This window comes from Pseudoalteromonas holothuriae, assembly GCF_945859825.1.
In the GTDB taxonomy this organism is placed as follows: Bacteria; Pseudomonadota; Gammaproteobacteria; order Enterobacterales; family Alteromonadaceae; genus Pseudoalteromonas; species Pseudoalteromonas holothuriae.
On the sequence record NZ_CAMAPC010000013.1, the window covers coordinates 18,435 to 37,141 of the forward strand.

Consider the following 18,707-nt stretch of genomic DNA (forward strand, 5'->3'; position numbering starts at 1 on the left):
GGAACTACGCTAAACGCTGAGTATTTACGATGCTATTTTCTGTACCAAAATTATTTGGTACATAGGCGTCTGCCTGATTGTCGTTGTCCCAAAGTTTACCATCGATCAGATATTTAAAATGGTATTGCTTATCGACAGGAAGCCGTTTTTTAAGCTTAAATGCTTTGTCTTTTTTGACAAATTTCATTGCCATAGGTTTCCAATCAGTAAACTCAGCGACAAGTTCAACTTTTTGGGCGTTTGGGTGTACAAATTCAAAAGTGACTTCGGCTTCTTCTTTCGTTTTAAAAAAGCGTTTGGTTAACATAGCAGGCTCCAAATAAACCACAGTGATGGTAAATTAATCCTTGCCACAGTGCCGTGCCTTTAACTGCTTAACAATCGGAAACAGTGGTAGTCATATCAACAGTAAATCAAACTTGTGTTTACGCAATATGACAGTGCATTTTTAATTAAAACTGCACCATAACAGTGCAATTTTAATTAAGATCAGGCTGTGCTAAGGGTTCTCATCGTAGTAGAGCAAAACACAGACCAACTGTTGAGAACACTAAGCTAATACTAAGCCTTACTTCTGTAAAGTGAATAAAATTAATATAACACTCAACAGGTTAGAGTAATTTTATCTGCATTAAAAAATACTATTGCATTATTATGAGTAACTAGTGCTTTGTAAGGTAATAAAAAATATGTACACAAATATAGATGGGTTTTTCTGAGGGCAAACGTAGCAAGATATGACTAAAAACAAACTGCTGATAATGATAGCTATTTGTATTTTTCAGCTACAGACCAAAGGTAAACCTTTAGTGCTTAGAGTGCTTTTAAGTAGTCAAATTGCATGTGGTATTTGCTTAAAATAATGCAATAATCAATTTTGAAATGTAAATTAAAATTTTGTGTGATAATAATTACTCACGTTGCTAAGTTCTAGCAAAAATAACTGTAGATGCAAAGTTATTGCTGACTTCTCTTAGTAACATAGGCCATAAACGATGGTTTTGATTAAGTTATGCTATTAAGTTATTGTTTATATTTACTATATTGTAGATGATATTATAGTCAGTTAGACAAAAGTACTAGCATGCTAATTGAGTTGCATCAACTCTATATTAAATGGCGTTGCAGTTAGCGTTTAAATTTAGTCTCTAAAATAACCGATGAATTCGTTCGTTCTACCCCTTCTAAATTGCCAATGTCATCAAGAATTGTGCTCAGTTGTTGTAAATTCTGAGCTTCAACTACAGCTATCATGTCGTATTCACCGCTGATTGCATACAGCGCACTAATATTATTTAAATGCTTTAAGGCGATGTTGGTTTTAGTGGTCAACTTTTGTTTAACTTTAATTGATACATGGGCTTCAACGAGTTCTGATAAATACTCTTTACCAAACTCGACGCTGTAGCCTTGAATAACACCCGATTGTTCGAGTTTTTGCAGCCTACTTTGTACAGTAGAACGCGATAAGTCTAAGCTTCTTGCTAATTCTGAAATACTTGCACGGGCGTTTGAGCGTAATAGAGCAATTAGCTTTTCATCGTGTGAATTTATCATTTTGAATAAAAGGATCGTTAATTTGCTTCTTATTTTAATCAATTTGAATAAATTTGCACTGCAAATTTACTTTGAACAACGTAATAATGAAGATAATTAGGCATCTTTAAAATTGTATAAAAAAGGTGCGTTCAAATTGAAGTAAAATAAGAGGACGTCGTCATGCAAACAAACCGCGAATTATTTGATCAGGTTATGGTACCAAATTATAACCCATCAGAAGTGATCCCTGTAAAAGGCAAAGGGTCACGAGTATGGGATCAAAAAGGCGACGAATACATTGATTTTGCAGGCGGTATTGCTGTTAACTGTCTTGGTCATTGTCACCCTGCGCTAGTAAATGCATTAACTGAGCAAGGTCAAAGGTTATGGCATTTATCAAATGTAATGACTAATGAGCCAGCCTTACGTTTGGCAAAAAAAATAACCGATGCCACATTCGCAGACAAAGTTTATTTTGCAAACTCTGGTGCTGAAGCAAATGAAGCGGCGCTTAAATTGGCACGTCGTTTTGCATTAGATAAGCATGGTGAAGATAAAACACAAATTATTGCATTCAATAAAGGTTTCCACGGGCGTACATTTTTTACCGTGACTGTAGGTGGACAAGCTGCTTACTCAGATGGTTTTGGCCCAAAACCTGCTGATGTAGTTCATTGTGATTACAATGACCTAGCTGCATTTGAAGCATTAATTAGTGATAAAACATGTGCTGTTATGATGGAGCCATTACAAGGTGAAGGCGGTATTATCAGCCCATCTAAAGAGTTTGTAGAAGGTGTTCGTGCTTTGTGTAACAAACACAATGCACTATTGATTTTTGATGAAGTACAGTCTGGAGTTGGCCGCACTGGTGAGCTTTATGCTTATCAAGGTTTAAATGTAACACCAGATATATTGACCACAGCTAAAGCGTTAGGTGGTGGTTTCCCTATCGGTGCGATGATCACAACGACTGATATTGCTAAGCATTTAAAAGTGGGTACTCATGGGTCTACTTACGGTGGTAACCCGCTTGCCTGTGCGGTAGCAGAAGCCGCATTTGATACAGTGAATAACTCAGAAGTGTTAGCCCAAGTTAAGCATAAAGAGCAGCTATTTCGTGATGGCTTAAACATCATTAATGAAAAATACAATGTATTTACCGAGGTACGCGGTAAAGGTTTGTTATTAGGAGCTGTATTAAATGACAGCTTTAAAGACCGCGCTCGTGACTTCTTAGTAGCCAGCACAAAACATGGTCTTATGACTTTAGTAGCTGGTACAAATGTTATTCGTTTTACACCATCACTGGTTATACCTGATGAAGACATTACTGCGGGCTTGGCGCGTTTTGAGATGGCAGTCTCTGACGTGGTAAACGGCTAATAGGTATGAGAGGTGGTAACACCTCTCATTGATTGCAATTATGCAGATACTTAGACCAATAAACAGCAATGATTTTGCTGCTTTTAAACAGATAGCCATAGAATCTGGTCATGGCTTTACTTCATTGCCAGTGGATAATGATTTATTACAAGAGAAAATCTCTCGCTCAGAACGTAGCTTCGCTAAACAATTAAATAAACCCTTTGATGAGGGGTATGTTTTTGTGCTTGAAGACAGTGAAACGGGTGAAATCATGGGTACCACCGCCATCGAGGCGGCAGTGGGTATGCAAATTCCTTTGTATCACTATCACTTAGGCAAAACAGTACATCACTCGCGTACGCTTGGTGTATACAATACCGTCGATATTTTAAGCATGTGTAATGATTACACCGGTTGCTCAGAGATATGTACACTATTTTTACGTGAACCATTTCGTAAAGGTCTAGCGGGTCGGTTTTTAAGTCGTTCGCGTTTTGTATTTATGGCTGATCACGAAACACGTTTCGCACAAACTGTTATAGCTGAAATGCGTGGTGTGAGCGATAATAATGGCCGTTCACCATTTTGGCAGTGGTTGCAAGAGCATTTTTTCAGCATTGAGTTTCCTCAAGCGGATCATTTGGTTGGCTTAGGCGATAAGGTGTTTATAAGTGAGCTGATGCCAAAATACCCTATCTATGCCAATTTACTCAGTGAGCAAGCACAAGCTGTTATCGGCCAAGTTCATGAAAAAACCAAACCAGCACTAAAACTATTAGAAAAGGAAGGGTTTGAGCACCGAGGGTATATTGACTTGTTCGATGCAGGTCCTACTGTTGAAGCTAAGCTTAGCAATATACGAACCGTACAGCACTCTGTAGTGGCTAAGGTGAGCATTCATAGCAATATTAGTGGTCAAGCTCGTGCTATTTCAAACCAAGGTTTAACCAGCTTTAAAGCGACTTTTACTGATAAATGTTCATATGATAGCACCACTAAAACATTGAGTATCGAACCCTGCGTAGCCCAAGCTTTGGGGCTTGAAACGGGTGATTCTGTTAGAACATTTACTTTATAAACTTGCTGCGTCGCGCTTAATCGTACCAAGTTAACGCGGAAATAGCCGCACAATTAAGGAACCCATTATGCACAACAATGTTGATCAACTATTTGACAAACTTTGGAGCAACTACCTGTCAGTTACGCCTTCAGCAGTGAAGGTACATGAGCTGTTAGGGTCAACACAAAAAGATGATGTGATTAATGATCACATTGCACTTCGTACCTTTAACCACGAGAAAGTTGGACTAGAAAAATTAGCGTCTCACTTCATAGCAGTTGGTTACAAAGAGTGTGGCGAATACCACTTTGAAGCAAAGAAGTTATACGCTAAGCACTATGAGCATTCAGACCCAACAAAGCCAAAAGTATTTATTTCAGAGTTATTAGTAGAGCAATGCTCACCAGAGCTGCAAGCTATTGTCAATGACATGGTTGAGCAGATTGATGAAAGTGCAGTGACCGCTGAGGACTTCTTATATTCTGGAACGCATTGGCAAGTGAGCCACGAAACATATCAACAGCTTTTACAAGAAAGTGAATATGCGGCTTGGATGTCTGCATGGGGATACCGTGCTAATCACTTTACTGTGAGTATTAATTATTTATCTGGGTTTAATACGATTGAAGCGGTTAACCAAGCACTTAAAGATGCAGGCTTTACGCTTAATACATCTGGTGGTGAAATTAAAGGCTCTGCTGAAGTTTTGTTAGAACAGTCTTCGACTTTGGCTGACCACCACAGTGTAATATTCAGCGATGGTGAGTTTAAGATCCCAAGCTGTTTTTATGAATTTGCACTGCGCTATGAGCAAGCAAATGGTGAGATTTACACAGGATTTGTAGCAGCCTCTGCTGACAAAATATTTGAAAGCACCAATGCCCGATAATACGAGCAATTGATAAAAAAGCAGAGCATCAGCTCTGCTTTTTTACATATAAGTTTTGATTTATTTAGAAACTATATTTTACGCCGGCACGGTATGTACGGCCAATTGCGTCATAATACATGTTACCTTGGTTTAGTAACGGAAGCCTTGGTGGTTTTTTGTTAGCAAAATTATTTATGCCAAGATAGACGACTATTTCATCAGATGCTTGATAATTTACGCGCAAATTGTGAGTGGTATAACTTGCTACTTGATTACCAAACTCTGATGGGTAATATTCGTCAGAACGGGTTTTATTAAAGGTAGAGCTCCCTACATAGTTACTATTTATACTCGCCGTAAGGTCTTCATATTGATAGGTTGTACTGATATTTGCTCTAACGCGAGGATACTCTCGGTTACCCGCTTGATTTTCAATAGGTTGCCCACTTTTAGGGTTTTGCTCTGAAATACGCTCATCTAAATATGAGGCATTCACTCTAAAACTTAAGCGACCCAATGCTAAATCAAAGCCTAGCATCCCTTCAACGTCGACACCACTTGCCGAAAACCTAGCAGCATTAATGCTATTTACGCCGACATATAAAATATTACCGTTGTCTGCACGCTTTACCTTGTCACAGAAGTTGCTATCTAATTGAGCGCCATCTACGCAGTTTTCAAGCACATCAGTGCCGTCTATCTCTGTTATCGCGTCAGTTATTTCAATATCCCAATAATCAATTGCTAGGTTAAAATCAGCACTTGGTGTATAGGTTAAACCAACTGTTAAAGTATCCGCTGTTTCTGGCTTGAGCTGCTCATTACCGCTGGTTTGTTGTAATACAGTACCAAAAGAAGCATTCGATACAAATTCTTCACTTAGACCTAAAGCTGCACAGTTTGCCTTACGGTTAGCTGCTGCTGCAGCATTAGCGGTTAGGTTTGTATTATGGCATGGGTCTGTAAAGTTATTAGCACCCGCTGAACTTGGTGCAAATAATTCTTGTACATTGGGTGCCCTGACCGCTCTTGAAAAGCTAACCCTACTACCAATGTCATACCCTATTTGCCAATTAAAACCTGTTTTGTAAGTAAAGTCGCCTCCAGTTATGCTGTTGTCTGCATATCGTCCAGCAACTTCAAAATCAAGACTTTCAATAAGCGGCAAGTCCGAAAGCAGTGGAACGCTTACCTCCGCGAATAACTCTTTAACATCATAGCTACCTTCTACAGGGCTTAAAAATATGTTGGTTTCTGCACTTTGGCCAGTGGTCAGCCCAACTAACCCAAGGCCAATACCGTTTTCATCTCGGCCATAAGTAAGGGGGTCGGGTAAATTTGATGATTGCTCCTTGCGGTATTCTAACCCAGCAGCAAATGCAATAGGACCAAGACTGGTTGACCCTAAATCACCATTTACCACAAAACTTGCGAGTGTTTGTTTCATCTTTTGTTGGCGGTGAAGTATTACGCCGGCGTACGCTAAAGCTTCTGGGGAAGCTTGCTTGAAAATCGGATTGTATGCGACACATGATGAATCTGAAGTATCACGACATACGGCTTCTCCAGCTTCATTGGTCGTTGCATCTAGTGCGCGATAATAACGCTCGTTATAAGTAGTTTGCTCATAAATATCACCGTCTACTTGTCCATGTTGAATGTAAAATTCATAGTCATAATCACTAAACTGCCCTTCGCCACCAAAGGTAAACTGTTTCGTTTCACGCGTGTTATCAGCGCTTGAAGGTAAACCGACAACGGCTAGGCCTACTTCTGTTAAAGCTCGCTCTTGCATTAACGGGCGCAAACCTTCAGGTAAAAATGGGCTATCAAGTTTTAGTGATACTAAAGGGCCAAAGTTGTCATCGTGAAATATGCTTGCTTGGCCTGTAGCAAAAGACTCAACCTTAGCGTATTTAGCATTAGCAAAAATAGTTAAGTCATCTGCAATGTCATAGCGGGTGCCAAAATCAAATAAAAATCGATCGCTTGGGGCAACAAGGTAGATTGTTTCAGGAGTCCTAAATCCATCACCTCCATCACACGTTACAGGTCCACTACAAAATGCGCCATTTTCAAAAGGCCTAAAGCGCCCATCAGCTCTGTCGATTGTGAATGTGTCATACCCTACTTTACCAAAAGGAAACTCAATTGGGTCATTTGCAAATGTTGGCACAGGTGCTTGTGTAATTGGCATATCACCAAAGAAGTAATTGTCGTTAGGTACATAAATTAACCCTTCAGCGCTGAGTGCTTGAAACCGTAAATCATTGACAAATAAGGTATCGGGAATTCCGTCGTTAGGCCCTGTATTATCTGGATTTGACAAAAATGAATGATTTAAGTTGGCATAGTTTCGGCTGGTTGCTTTTACTTCATCTTTTTTAGAATAGGTTGCATGTACTGTAAAGTTACCTTTTCCATTGGCAAAGTCTTGGCCAAAAGTAATTGACAGGTCGTTGCTTTTGGCATCACCCTCAGCGCTTTCGCCGTAAGAGGCGTCAATATCAAAACCAACAAAGTCCTTTTTCATGATGAAGTTAACAACACCGGTTACTGCATCTGCGCCATAAATTGCAGACGCCCCACCAGTTATAATCTCTACTCGCTCAACCAGTGCTGTTGGGATCATTGATAAGTCGACTGCTGAGTTGCCTGCATCCCCAGGTACATGACGACGCCCATTAACCAATACTAAACTTCGTTCAGTGCCTAAGCCTCGTAAGTTGACTAATTCTTGCCCCGCCGTTGAGAGTCCGGAACCATTTTGATCGCGTGCTGTAACACCACCTACGCCGTCAATCATTGCAGGTAGCTTATGCATTAAATCGCCAATATTTTTTACACCCGACATTTCAATGGCTTTTGCATCTAAAACAGTGGTTGGTGTTGTCATTTGCGCACTAGAGCGAGCTATGCGAGAGCCTGTGATCTGAATTTTTTCTACTTCTTCTGCGCCTGTTTGTTCAGCTGTATAGCCAGTTGTGCCTCCAGCTAAAAATACCGCCACACTTAGGGCTATTTTACTGTGGTTAAAATTACGCATACTACATCCTATCGGTTTGTTTATTATTATATGTGAGCGTTTGACTATCTGGTCAAAGCACAGCAACTGCCAAATCAAGCATTGAGTGAAGTTGATTTCGCATACCTATAGATAATGAAAAAAATGCTACGTAGTCAATTTGAGGACAGATTTAATTGCATCATTTTGTGTATTGAAATTCTTACGGAGCGATTAAAAAGTAACCCATGAGATACAGTGAGGTAATCTCAGATACACTATAAATTCATCTTGTATATTGACGAATGTGCAATGCCGAGCTACTGTTTAGGGTTCAATTGGCTTTGCCAGTAGGATTTTCTGACTTAACTTTCCCTCCTGTTGTTCAAAATTATAACCAAAGTACCTTCTGATCCGTTTCTTAGGTTAAATAAGAAATTAATTTGTTTCTTGCAACAACTTGTTTTAATAATTTTCAAAACTTAAAACTAAGCAAGTTTAAGTCATATTATTGCAACTAAATTGTCACATCCTTTAGTTAGCGTGTGGTAAAGTGTTTTAGAAGGTTTTACCTCTACTTGATGGTTTATAAACCATTAATAGGAAACTTATCTGTCAATGTGAAGGAGTTAATATGAACAGGCAGACTCAAATAGAAGCGATATTGACCAACATTGATTGTGTGCGCCCAGTTGGAACACTACAAAAACACATAAAAATGGCAACTAGCCCATTTCTATTTTTAAGGGGCAGCGCAGCGTTGATGTATCATGACTTTGCCAACGGTAATATTGCATTGCCTGATGCGCTTTTTGAGATGCCTTTAACAAGTATTCTTGGCGATTGTCATACAGGAAACTTTGGGTTTATTAGTGAAGAAGGCTCTCATGGCGACACTATCATTTTTACGGCCAATGATTTTGATGATGCATGTATTGGTCACGCTGTTTGGGATCTATTTCGTTTTGTGACAAGTCTATTTTTGGCTCGACATCATGCAAGCGACCAACAAATGACCTCTAGTGATATAAAGGTTAGACAAAAACCTTTGGTTTCTAAAGAGCAAGTTTTTGCAGGCGCTCAAGCTTTTGTTGACTCGTATCTCGATGCATGCCAGCTATCTGTCGATAATAAACTAACAACGCAATCAGCTGTTTCTGAGTTTGATAATGAGCATATTCTGTATAAACGTTGGCAAAAAGCGCTACAAAGAAAAGCAGGTGGCGCGGCGTTCAAGACAAATAGTACTTTAGCTAAAGAGCTAGACTTTAATACTTTGCCTTTAGCGTTTAAACATGACGAACAGCGTTTTAAACGTTTGCCTGAACAAACTTATAATGACATAGTCGACACATTTTTGCCTTATGTTGATGATTACATACTAGATGTTGTTGAGCGTTTAAGCGCAGGAACCGGTTCGCATAATCTAACGCGATATTACGTGTTAGTAGGGCCGGAATCTGCAAAAATGTGTGCTGAAGATTTCCACTTGTGTCATATCGTAGAGATAAAACAGCAGCGCCTTGCTGCCCCCTTAAATTACTTTACTAAACTGAGTCCAATAAACCGGCTTAATGCAGCTCATTTGACTGTAAACTGCCAACGTAAAATGCAGCGTCGTCCAGATATTGTGCTGGATGATGTTTATTGGCAGGCAAAGCATTGGCTAGTTCGCTCTAGGCACCATGCAAGGGTCGGGTGTGAACCGGAAGATTTTATGCTTGGTAAACGAGCGGCACAAAAAAATGGTTTTGAACAATATGCAGCCAGTTGTGGCCACACGCTCGCACTAGCCCACATGCGTGGTGATAGGCGTTCTACCTTGTTTCAACAAGCATGTATAGAGAAGATAACGCCGCAAATAGACAGCTTAATACAAGCAGCAGAGCAATATGCGATTATCGTCCAGTCAGATCAAGAGTTACTTCAGGTTTTGCTTCGCCAGAGTCAAGCAAAGTAAGTCTTGTGCAAAATGTCATTCTCCCTGGTAATGTTCTTTGGCTTCTTTTTTGAGTGGTTCTAGCATACCAGGGCCGTGGTAGCGCATCCTAAAGTGGGTAAGCGCTAAGCGTTTAATAGCATGCTTGTTTGCAAATTCGGCAATTACACCCGAATGACTGCTGCAAAAACACAGAGCAAAGATCAACAGCCCCTAAAGCAAGAATGAATAAACTGAATAAGTTTATGAGGTGCAATTCATGTCACAGGAGCGACTCTTCCATGCAAAGACATACTCGATAGCAAACCTAGTAATCCATAACAGTGTTCACCATGGATATGAGTGATGCAAATAACCGCCAATTTTGCTGGTGAAAGCCTTGTCTTAAGTAACTGATGCTGAGTGTCTTCGCCACAATCTATGAGTAACCACTGTTTTGATGTTGCAAAGCTTATTGCAGTCGCTGACATGTGGCGATAATTACTTGGGATGCCTGAAGGTGGTCCTAAAAATTGAATTTGCATAAACTCAGTGCTGGTAAGCTTGTATTTTATTGATCCTACACCAATTCTAATACGTAGAATAACTTACTAATAGGAGTTGCAATGAAAAATGAAATAGATAGCAGAACCATTTTGAGTGTTTATGAGTATATTCAAAAACATGGTGAAGTTACATCTGAGGGCAAGCTATATGGTGGTATAACAGCCTTTTCTGATATCGATGGATATACGATTTACTTTAAAGGCAGTGGTGTACTTATGCGATATGGGTTTCATAATACTTATCACCTAGATTATGAGCATGATAAGCATAAAGAAGACTTCCTTGTAAAAATAGAGTCGTTAAAAAAACAGCTAGAGAGTGACAAATAGCTATATGGCTAAAATAACGCGTAAGCTGAGCAATAATAAACATCAAAGTCGCGACTTTGAGTTTATTATTGCCGCTTTAAACGAATTAAAGGTACACCCTGAAAAGTTAGAAATCATCAAAACAAATTGTGCTGAATTTAAGCAGCAACCATACTTAAAGCGAGGTTTACTGCTCGCAGTGGAGCGTTTTGAGTGGGTATTTGCAATAGACGATGACGTACAACGAATCGCCAAACAAGTACTAGCAGATGATTATATAGGAAATCGTTTAAGGCGTTATCCACTTTTGTTTAAAGGTGTTATCTGTGATTAATGTGGTTTGGTTAAAGCGTGATTTTAGGATAGAGGATCATGCACCACTAAAGTACAGTCAAAAAAACAATTTACCCACTTTGTTTTTGTATGTCATAGAGCCAAAATACTGGCAACTTAATGACACCAGTGCGAGGCAGTTTTATTTCATCTCGCAAACCATTCGTTCTTACGCAGAAGAGCTTGAGAAGCTTGGAGGTTTTTTGTGTATTCGATTTGGTAACGTAGTTGATATTTTGTCAAAAATTAATACTTGCTACCCAATCAGTGCGTTATTTTGTCATCAAGAAACGGGAAATAATTGGACATACGAAAGAGATAAACAAGTTTTTAATTGGTGTAACCTACAACACATTGGTATACATGAGTATCGTCAACAAGCTGTATTTCGGGGTAATATTAAAAGAGCAAATTGGCAAAAAAAGGCAGCTCAGTGGCTAGATAGCCCATTAATCAGTGCGCCGAATCGTCTCAATTCTTTAATAAGTTTTCACAGCGGGTTAGAGTTATTAGATATATATCCAGGAAACGATAACTTTGTCGCCCAAGATATGCAGCTGGGTGGCATACCAAATGCAAAAAATACCTTAAACAGCTTTTTTAATACTCGCATCAATAAATATTTATATGGCATATCTAGCCCAGTAAGTTCAGTTTCAAGTAGTTCTAGATTAAGCCCCTACTTATGTTATGGCAGCTTGAGCTTAAAAAAAGTAATTAACGAGTCTTATGCCCTTTGCGTAAACAAACGACAAAAAGCAGGGTTTATTTCTCGGCTTTATTGGCACAGTCATTTTGTGCAAAAACTGGAATCTGAACCACGCTATGAATTAGAGGCCGTGCATCGCTCCTTGGTTAAAATGCGCGAAGGTGAGTTTGACGAAATAAACTTTGAGCGTTGGAAAGCAGGTTATACAGGTGTGCCATTTGTTGATGCATGCATGCGCATGTTGATACATACTGGTTGGATTAACTTCAGGATGAGAGCGATGCTGGTTGCCTATGCCAGTTATCATTTATGGTTAGATTGGCCTAAAACGGCAGCTTACTTAGCAAGTACTTTTATCGACTATGAGCCGGGTATTCATTATCCTCAAATACAAATGCAATCGGGTACGACTGGCATTAACCCACCCAGGATGTATAACCCAGTAGCACAAGGGCAAAAGCTTGACCCTCAAGGTGATTTTATACGTCGCTATTTACCAGAGCTGGCGCATGTACCGAATGCCTATTTGCATACCCCTTGGCTTTATAGCGGTTTAAAAACTGACTTGTACGATAAACCAGATATATTACCAAAAGATGCAGCAAGACAAGCGAAGGCTAAAGTATCAAGTTACTATAAGCGGTGTATAGATAGCTCTGAAACTCGGCGTGTCGTGCGTGTACATGCATCTAGAGCAAGCCAAGCCAATAATAAATCAGGTACAAATAAGCAACACCGCAGTCAATTGTCGTTGTTTTGATGAGCTAAAGTTTTTGTGGCGGTGGTAATATGTTCAAAACAAATATTTTATCCTATCTGAGTGGTCGGTCGACGAATCTTTGTGATTATAAAAGTAAAAAATGTTAAATTATCGCGATTTTTTAGATTTAGAGATTGTAAGCTATGTCAAATGTTACAGAGACGCAGGCCAAAAACCAGCAAAGTAAGGGCTGGTTTAACCGCTTTTTAGCGACTGTAGAGTTTTTAGGCAATATGTTGCCTCACCCAATTACTTTGTTCGCGATGTTCTGTGTCGCCATTGTTGTTTTTAGTGGTATTGCTGATTGGATGGGGTTAAGTGCAATTGACCCTCGCCCTGAAGGTGCTAAGGGCAGAGATCCTGATGGTATTATTGAAGTCGTTAGTCTTTTAAGTGCAGAAGGTTTACAAAAAATTGTCACCGGTCTTGTTACGAACTTTACTGGATTTGCACCACTTGGAACAGTACTAGTGGCGTTATTAGGTGTTAGTGTTGCTGAGCATTCAGGACTATTATCAGCGGCAATGCGCGGTATGGTGATGGGCGCTTCGAAGCGATTAGTGACTTTTATGGTGGTATTTGCCGCTATATTATCCAACACAGCATCTGAATTGGGTTATGTTGTACTTATACCTTTGGCTGCAATGATTTTCCATAGTTTAGGCCGTCACCCTCTGGCTGGCTTAGCAGCAGCCTTTGCAGGGGTGTCAGGTGGGTATAGTGCAAATTTATTACTTGGAACGATTGATCCACTGCTGGCTGGTATTACAACACCAGCGGCACAAATGATAGACCCCACTTATCAAGTAGGTCCTGAAGCAAATTGGTACTTCATGATGATATCGGTCTTTTTGATTGCTATCGTAGGTACTGTTGTAACAGAGAAAATTGTTGAACCGCGTCTTGGTAAATATAACCCAAATGACGCAAGTATTGACTTAGGTGAAAACAACATAGAGCATTTATCGGCAATTGAAAAGTCGGGGCTTAAATGGGCTGGTTTTTCATTACTAATTGTATCAGCTTTACTTGCACTAACAATAGTGCCACAAAGCGGTATTTTACGTCATCCTGAGACAGGCTTAGTTGCTGGTTCACCTTTTTTAAAAGGGATTGTGGTATTCATCTTTGTGACATTTGCAATTCCTGGTTTTGTGTATGGTCGTGTCGTTGGCACGATGAAAAATGACCGTGACGTTATTGATGCGATGAGCAAATCAATGGGCTCAATGGGCATGTATATCGTATTAGTGTTTTTTGCTGCCCAATTTGTTGCGTTTTTTAAGTGGACTAATTTAGGTACGATTTTGGCAATAAATGGAGCTGCATTACTTACCGCGCTCAACCTCACTGGCCCTGAAGTATTTGTATTATTTATATTTATGTGTGCGCTAGTTAACCTAAGCTTAGGATCGTCATCAGCACAGTGGGCCGTGACCGCACCGATATTTGTACCTATGTTAATGCTTGTTGGCTACGCACCAGAAACGATTCAAGCAGCATATCGAATTGGAGATTCAGTGACTAACTTAATAACGCCAATGATGAGCTACTTTGGCCTTATTTTAGCCGTTGCGACGAAGTACAAAAAGGATATGGGAATTGGTACTTTGGTTGCGACTATGCTGCCATACAGTATGTTTTTCTTTGTAGGCTGGGTATTGCTGTTCTACATCTGGGTATTTGGTTTTGGGCTGCCTGTAGGGCCGAACTCACCGATTTATTACACTCCCTAAATATAATAAAAAAACGCCAGCTTTGTTTGCTGGCGTTGCTCATTGTAGTGAGTTAATAAAGGGAGCGAGATTATATAAAATACTAGCATAATGTAATAAATAGATTTGTTAAAAGACAAATGCTCACCTACAGTTCAATAGAACTTACCAAAAAAGGAGCTTAGGTTTCTCACGAAACATGACTAAATCACAAAGGTAGTTTATGTATACACTCTTTTATTACCCTCGAAACGCCAGCCTTGCACCGCATTTTGTTCTTAAAGCACTTAACGTTCCCTATCAACTAGAACTTGTTGACCGTAAAAAGCTGATGCAAAAGTCTGCGCAATATGTACAAATGAATCCAACTGGACGGATCCCCACGTTAGTTGATGACGATTTTATTTTGTTTGAAAGCGCTGCAATTTGTTTATACCTGTGCGAAAAGCACCCTAATGGTCATTTGATACCTACCGAGCCCCAAGCAAAAGCTGAATTTTATCAATGGCTCATGTATTTAACGACGACCTTGCAAAATGAATTGATGGTTTACTATTACCCCGAAAGGCATACGCAAAGCGCTATTATGTATGACGATATTGTGAATACTCAGCAGTCACGCATTCGTGAATGTTTGGAGTTACTCAATCGGTATATTGGTGAAAAAGTGTATATGGTTAATGAGCAATTTACTGTATGCGATTGCTACATGTTTATGCTTTGCATTTGGGCGGATGAATTAAAAAACCCGCCTCTGAGTTTTAAAAACTTAAATAGATACCTTAAAGGGCTTGCTAAGCACCCTGCCATAAAAGCGGTATGTGACAATGAGCAAACCGATTTATGTGCATATAAATAAGTTTTAACAACTGACATTGTGAGTGGTGCCACATACATTAATGCTATGAGGCACTGAAGTCCTTATTCACTAGAATTAGTCCGATTAACATTGCACTGATCCCGAGTAATTTTTGAGGAGAAATGCTGGCTTGTTGCACATTAAACCAACCGAAATGAGTAATCAACATAGCCATTAATAACTGCCCACTGAGTACCATCGACATTAAATTTCCAACGCCCATTTTGGGAATTAAAAAGTAGCACAGGCCAACACCAACAGCACTGAATATGCCACCAACTCCCCATAGATACCAAGGTATGTGACTAATCACTTTATAATTAGGAGCACCGGCACTTGAAACACCTAGTATTACAAGAGAGAAAAGTGCACAAACTGTTGCCAAAATTGGACTTTTAAGTAGCATGCCAAGTTGTGCGTTCATACTTGCTTGTAAGGCTATTGCAGCGCCAGCGAAAAATGCTAACAAGGTAAACAACATTATAGTTCCATACCCAGAACTAACTCATTAAGGGGCCTCCTTATTTTATACCTCAATGCGCTATAATCAAAAGGGTGGCGGTAGCCAATTGGACAAGCAATCACAGTTTTAAGCTGCAAGCCATCTAAATCTAATATTCGATCATATTCTTGGTGTTCTATACCACCAATAGGGCATGTATCTATTTGCAACGATGCTGCAGAGATTAGTAAAGTAGAAAGTGCAATATAGGCTTGCTCAGATGCCCATTTATATTGTTTATCGGTGGTTAGGCTTGATAAAGCATCAAGCATGCTATTTTTTATAGAAATCAATCTTTCATCACTCAAATCATTGTATAGAGAGTACCTTTGGGTATGATTGTCAATCATAGTTGTTATGCAGCTCATATCTGCAGCGAAAACTAGAAGGTGGCTGTTATCGGCGACTTTATTTTGCCCGAAGCTGTACTCTACTAACTGATTCTTTAATGTGTGGTCTTTGATTACAATTATCTTGTAGGGCTGTAATCCGTAAGAAGAAGCGCTTAAACGTGTATTATTTAAAATCTCAGTTAGTGTCTCATCACTTACCTGTTTGTTGCTAAAACGGCGGACAGCATATCGCCAATAAAGTGTGTCTTGTAATGTGTGGATTGATTCTGATTGCATGGTAAACCTTGTTTGTTGTGACTTTACGATGCAGGATAAAGGAGATGATTTCGGGACTCATTTACCTATGTAAATAAGTTCATACTTTTTAGTGTTTTTCGTATTCTGCTTAGCTGGGTTGGACTGATACCTAAGTGTGAAGCCAAATGATATTGCGGGATTTGGGTTGAAAGAGCACTATTTTGTTTTAAAAATAATAGGTAGCGCTGTGTCGCATCTTGTTGAATTAGGCAGACCTCACGCTGGTCTTTTTCGAGCAGCCAGTTTTGTTCAAGGTATTTTATTTGAAATTGCATTAGTTCATTATTAGCAAATAATAATTGCCGAAAAGGTTTAAAACCTATAAGGGTAACCTCACAGTCTTGTAAGCATTGAACCCCCTGCTCTTGTGCTTTTTGTTGATGAAGCGCGCTCATAACACCTGGGAATTCACCGGAGCAAAAAAAACGTTTCTTATACTCCTGACCATTATTATCACATGCAAATAAGCGGGCGACCCCTCGATTAAGAAAAGCAAAGCTGTTAGGTAGTTTGCCATATGGATATAAGTATTCATCTTTTTTGAATTCTGCGTGCTGACACAGAGGTAACATTTGCTGCCATGTTGCATCAGAAATAGCTGAATACGATGTTAGTACATCACGTAATTGTTGTAACTTTTTGGACATTTAACCTCCTTGGTCGATGAGTGTTATGAATAAAAGTGCTTACTAATCATATTAACGAACATACCATTGCAGCACCATTATGTAGGTACACGATTAGCATTTGAGTTTTAACGTACCAAGAGTCGGTTTGCAGAAATCCAGTGCTGAGAAATACTTACTTATGAACTTAAACAATACTCACCAAACTGAGATTGTGTTATTCCTCTAATTACTGATTAAATATTACTTTTCACACGCAATTTGAAAAATATTAAGTGCTTTGTGTAAATCGATAATACGCTTTGCAATATTTTTGTTTTCAGTGGCACTTTGTTCAGTCATTTCTGAGGTTGTATTGGCAATATTATTGATACTATCTAAGCTTTGGCTAATTTCATTCGCTACCACTGACTGCTCCTCTGCTGCTGTTGCTATCTGAGTATTCAGGTCTGATATTTCACCAACCGATTGCGCTGCTTGCTCAAACAACCTAACGTTTTCGTTACTTTTATCTAGGCAAATTTGGGTACTTTCACTGCCTTTTTGCATTGATGCCACCGCATTATTCGCTTCATGTTGCAAACGCACTACTAACTTTTGGATATCAACCGTTGAAACTTGAGTACGCTGCGCCAACTGACGTACTTCATCTGCTACAACAGCAAAGCCTCGTCCGCTTTCTCCAGCTCTTGCAGCTTCTATGGCTGCATTTAAAGCTAAAAGATTGGTCTGTTCAGCAATCCCTTGAATAGATTCTAACACGGTGCCAATGCTGTTTGTTTCAGCAACTAAACTCTCAATCACTTTTGAAGCATTAGCTACTTCTTCAGCAACTTGTTTAATTACCGTTTGTGTTTGCGCAGCACCTGAACGCCCAAGTATCACTTTTTCTTTAACGGCTTCAGTTACTACTGCTGCTTCAGCAGTATTACGTGCCACTTCTTGCGTTGTGCTGCTCATTTCGTGAATCGCACTGGCGACGGAACTGATCTCTTCACGCTGATGTAATACATTTTCTAGGGTTTGCTGCATCGACAATACAACCACTTCAGAAGAACTCCCTAAATTATTAGCTTGATTATTTACCTTTCCTATCATTGAACTTAAAACCAAGAGAAAATTATTAAAAGACTTAGCAAGTACGCCGGTTTCATCATTAGCCTTATCATTTAAGCGGATACGCAAATCACCATCACCACTGGCTAACTCTTTAAGACGTTCGTTTAAATTATTAATAGGGCGAGTAATAGCTCGAGCAATAAGGCTGGGCATAATAGTGCCCCAAATGATTGAAATAACAAAAACTACAATAATTACACGTATGGCTTGCTGTTCATGCTGCTCAGCAGTAATAGCAGCAGTCAATGTAAAAGCATGAATTTTGTCTAACAAAGTAACTAATCTTTGATCAATATTGTCTTCTAAAACCTCAACAGACTTTGCCTGTGATAGCATTTTATCAACATCGCCATCTAGCCCCATTTGCATTACCTCATTCAATTTTTGCGCTAACAATACATAATCTTTATCGACTAATATCAGGTCGGTTAATAGTTTTTGGTATTCTTGTTTGGCGAGTTGGGAATGTAATGATGGAATGGATTTTTCTATAAAGCTCTGTATATCAATGATTTCTTGCTTTGTTTTGTTTAATAACTTTATGACTCTATCTCGTTCAGTCGAGATCTGCGCAGCAGGAAATTTACCGTGTTCCGCCATCAAAGTATGCAATAAAAATCGCTCAAATAAGATTGCTTGTTGAAGTTGATGTTCAGTGATTTTTGTAAGAGCTTGGGTTAATGGTATATCTTCCTCTGCAATGTCTATCAGCTCTTTGCCTATTTTATTCATACTTGAAATCGATACCCAGCCCAAAATTATCATTAAAATTAAATTAGAAAACCCGAGGAGATATACT

17 protein-coding genes are annotated in these 18,707 nt (G+C 39.3%); 9 read left to right on the forward strand and 8 right to left on the reverse strand.

Going from position 1 to position 18,707, the window contains the following annotated elements; all coding sequences use genetic code 11:
- Positions 1 to 4 precede the first annotated feature (4 nt).
- Positions 5 to 307 (reverse strand): isoamylase early set domain-containing protein, encoded by a 303-nt coding sequence (locus OCI93_RS14910; protein ID WP_261594984.1) that lies wholly within the window; start codon positions 305 to 307, stop codon positions 5 to 7.
- A gap of 821 nt (positions 308 to 1,128) precedes the next feature.
- Positions 1,129 to 1,557, reverse strand: a complete 429-nt coding sequence (locus tag OCI93_RS14915; RefSeq protein WP_261594983.1) for an Lrp/AsnC family transcriptional regulator — start codon at positions 1,555 to 1,557, stop codon at positions 1,129 to 1,131.
- A gap of 162 nt (positions 1,558 to 1,719) precedes the next feature.
- On the opposite strand from OCI93_RS14915, the gene OCI93_RS14920 reads away from it, so the two are divergent.
- The 3 genes from OCI93_RS14920 (at position 1,720) to OCI93_RS14930 (ending at position 4,856) form a co-directional block, all read left to right on the forward strand.
- Positions 1,720 to 2,925, forward strand: a complete 1,206-nt coding sequence (locus OCI93_RS14920) for an aspartate aminotransferase family protein (protein WP_261626740.1) — start codon at positions 1,720 to 1,722, stop codon at positions 2,923 to 2,925.
- Between the two features lie 40 nt (positions 2,926 to 2,965).
- Entirely contained in the window at positions 2,966 to 3,985 is a 1,020-nt protein-coding gene (gene astA, locus OCI93_RS14925; protein ID WP_261594981.1) for an arginine N-succinyltransferase, read from the forward strand.
- Positions 3,986 to 4,052: 67 nt separating this feature from the next.
- Complete coding sequence (locus tag OCI93_RS14930; protein ID WP_261594978.1) at positions 4,053 to 4,856, forward strand: DUF1338 domain-containing protein; 804 nt, start codon at positions 4,053 to 4,055, stop codon at positions 4,854 to 4,856.
- A gap of 64 nt (positions 4,857 to 4,920) precedes the next feature.
- Here the strand turns inward: OCI93_RS14930 and OCI93_RS14935 are convergent, their stop codons facing one another.
- Positions 4,921 to 7,884, reverse strand: coding sequence for a TonB-dependent receptor domain-containing protein (locus tag OCI93_RS14935; protein WP_261594977.1), 2,964 nt, complete (start codon positions 7,882 to 7,884; stop codon positions 4,921 to 4,923).
- Positions 7,885 to 8,476: 592 nt separating this feature from the next.
- On the opposite strand from OCI93_RS14935, the gene OCI93_RS14940 reads away from it, so the two are divergent.
- Complete coding sequence (locus OCI93_RS14940) at positions 8,477 to 9,802, forward strand: DUF2252 domain-containing protein (RefSeq protein ID WP_261626741.1); 1,326 nt, start codon at positions 8,477 to 8,479, stop codon at positions 9,800 to 9,802.
- A 236-nt stretch (positions 9,803 to 10,038) separates the two neighbouring features.
- Here the strand turns inward: OCI93_RS14940 and OCI93_RS14945 are convergent, their stop codons facing one another.
- Positions 10,039 to 10,305, reverse strand: coding sequence for an MBL fold metallo-hydrolase (locus tag OCI93_RS14945; RefSeq protein WP_261626742.1), 267 nt, complete (start codon positions 10,303 to 10,305; stop codon positions 10,039 to 10,041).
- Between the two features lie 81 nt (positions 10,306 to 10,386).
- Between OCI93_RS14945 and OCI93_RS14950 the strand changes: the two genes are divergently transcribed.
- From OCI93_RS14950 to OCI93_RS14970, 5 genes are all read left to right on the forward strand, one after another.
- Entirely contained in the window at positions 10,387 to 10,656 is a 270-nt protein-coding gene (locus tag OCI93_RS14950; protein WP_261594970.1) for a DUF3081 domain-containing protein, read from the forward strand.
- Between the two features lie 4 nt (positions 10,657 to 10,660).
- A complete protein-coding gene (locus OCI93_RS14955; protein ID WP_261594969.1) occupies positions 10,661 to 10,969 on the forward strand; it encodes a hypothetical protein in 309 nt (102 codons plus the stop codon).
- The gene (locus OCI93_RS14960; protein ID WP_261626743.1) at positions 10,962 to 12,437 is read left to right on the forward strand and encodes a cryptochrome/deoxyribodipyrimidine photo-lyase family protein; all 1,476 of its coding nucleotides are present in this window, start codon (positions 10,962 to 10,964) and stop codon (positions 12,435 to 12,437) included. The genes OCI93_RS14955 and OCI93_RS14960 overlap by 8 nt, the downstream gene beginning before the upstream one ends.
- Positions 12,438 to 12,580: 143 nt before the next feature.
- Entirely contained in the window at positions 12,581 to 14,173 is a 1,593-nt protein-coding gene (locus OCI93_RS14965; protein ID WP_261626744.1) for an AbgT family transporter, read from the forward strand.
- Positions 14,174 to 14,375: 202 nt separating this feature from the next.
- Positions 14,376 to 15,011, forward strand: a complete 636-nt coding sequence (locus tag OCI93_RS14970; RefSeq protein ID WP_261626745.1) for a glutathione S-transferase family protein — start codon at positions 14,376 to 14,378, stop codon at positions 15,009 to 15,011.
- A 43-nt stretch (positions 15,012 to 15,054) separates the two neighbouring features.
- Here the strand turns inward: OCI93_RS14970 and OCI93_RS14975 are convergent, their stop codons facing one another.
- The 4 genes from OCI93_RS14975 to OCI93_RS14990 all read right to left on the reverse strand — a co-directional run bounded on the left by OCI93_RS14975 (position 15,055) and on the right by OCI93_RS14990 (position 18,640).
- Positions 15,055 to 15,492: a DMT family transporter gene (locus OCI93_RS14975; protein WP_261594962.1), complete on the reverse strand. Its 438-nt coding sequence runs from the start codon at positions 15,490 to 15,492 to the stop codon at positions 15,055 to 15,057.
- Positions 15,492 to 16,142 (reverse strand): NAD(P)H-dependent oxidoreductase, encoded by a 651-nt coding sequence (locus OCI93_RS14980; RefSeq protein WP_261626746.1) that lies wholly within the window; start codon positions 16,140 to 16,142, stop codon positions 15,492 to 15,494. The genes OCI93_RS14975 and OCI93_RS14980 overlap by 1 nt, the downstream gene beginning before the upstream one ends.
- Before the next feature lie 65 nt (positions 16,143 to 16,207).
- A complete protein-coding gene (locus OCI93_RS14985; protein ID WP_261626747.1) occupies positions 16,208 to 16,810 on the reverse strand; it encodes a Crp/Fnr family transcriptional regulator in 603 nt (200 codons plus the stop codon).
- A gap of 222 nt (positions 16,811 to 17,032) precedes the next feature.
- Entirely contained in the window at positions 17,033 to 18,640 is a 1,608-nt protein-coding gene (locus OCI93_RS14990) for a methyl-accepting chemotaxis protein (protein ID WP_261594959.1), read from the reverse strand.
- Positions 18,641 to 18,707: the final 67 nt, after the last annotated feature.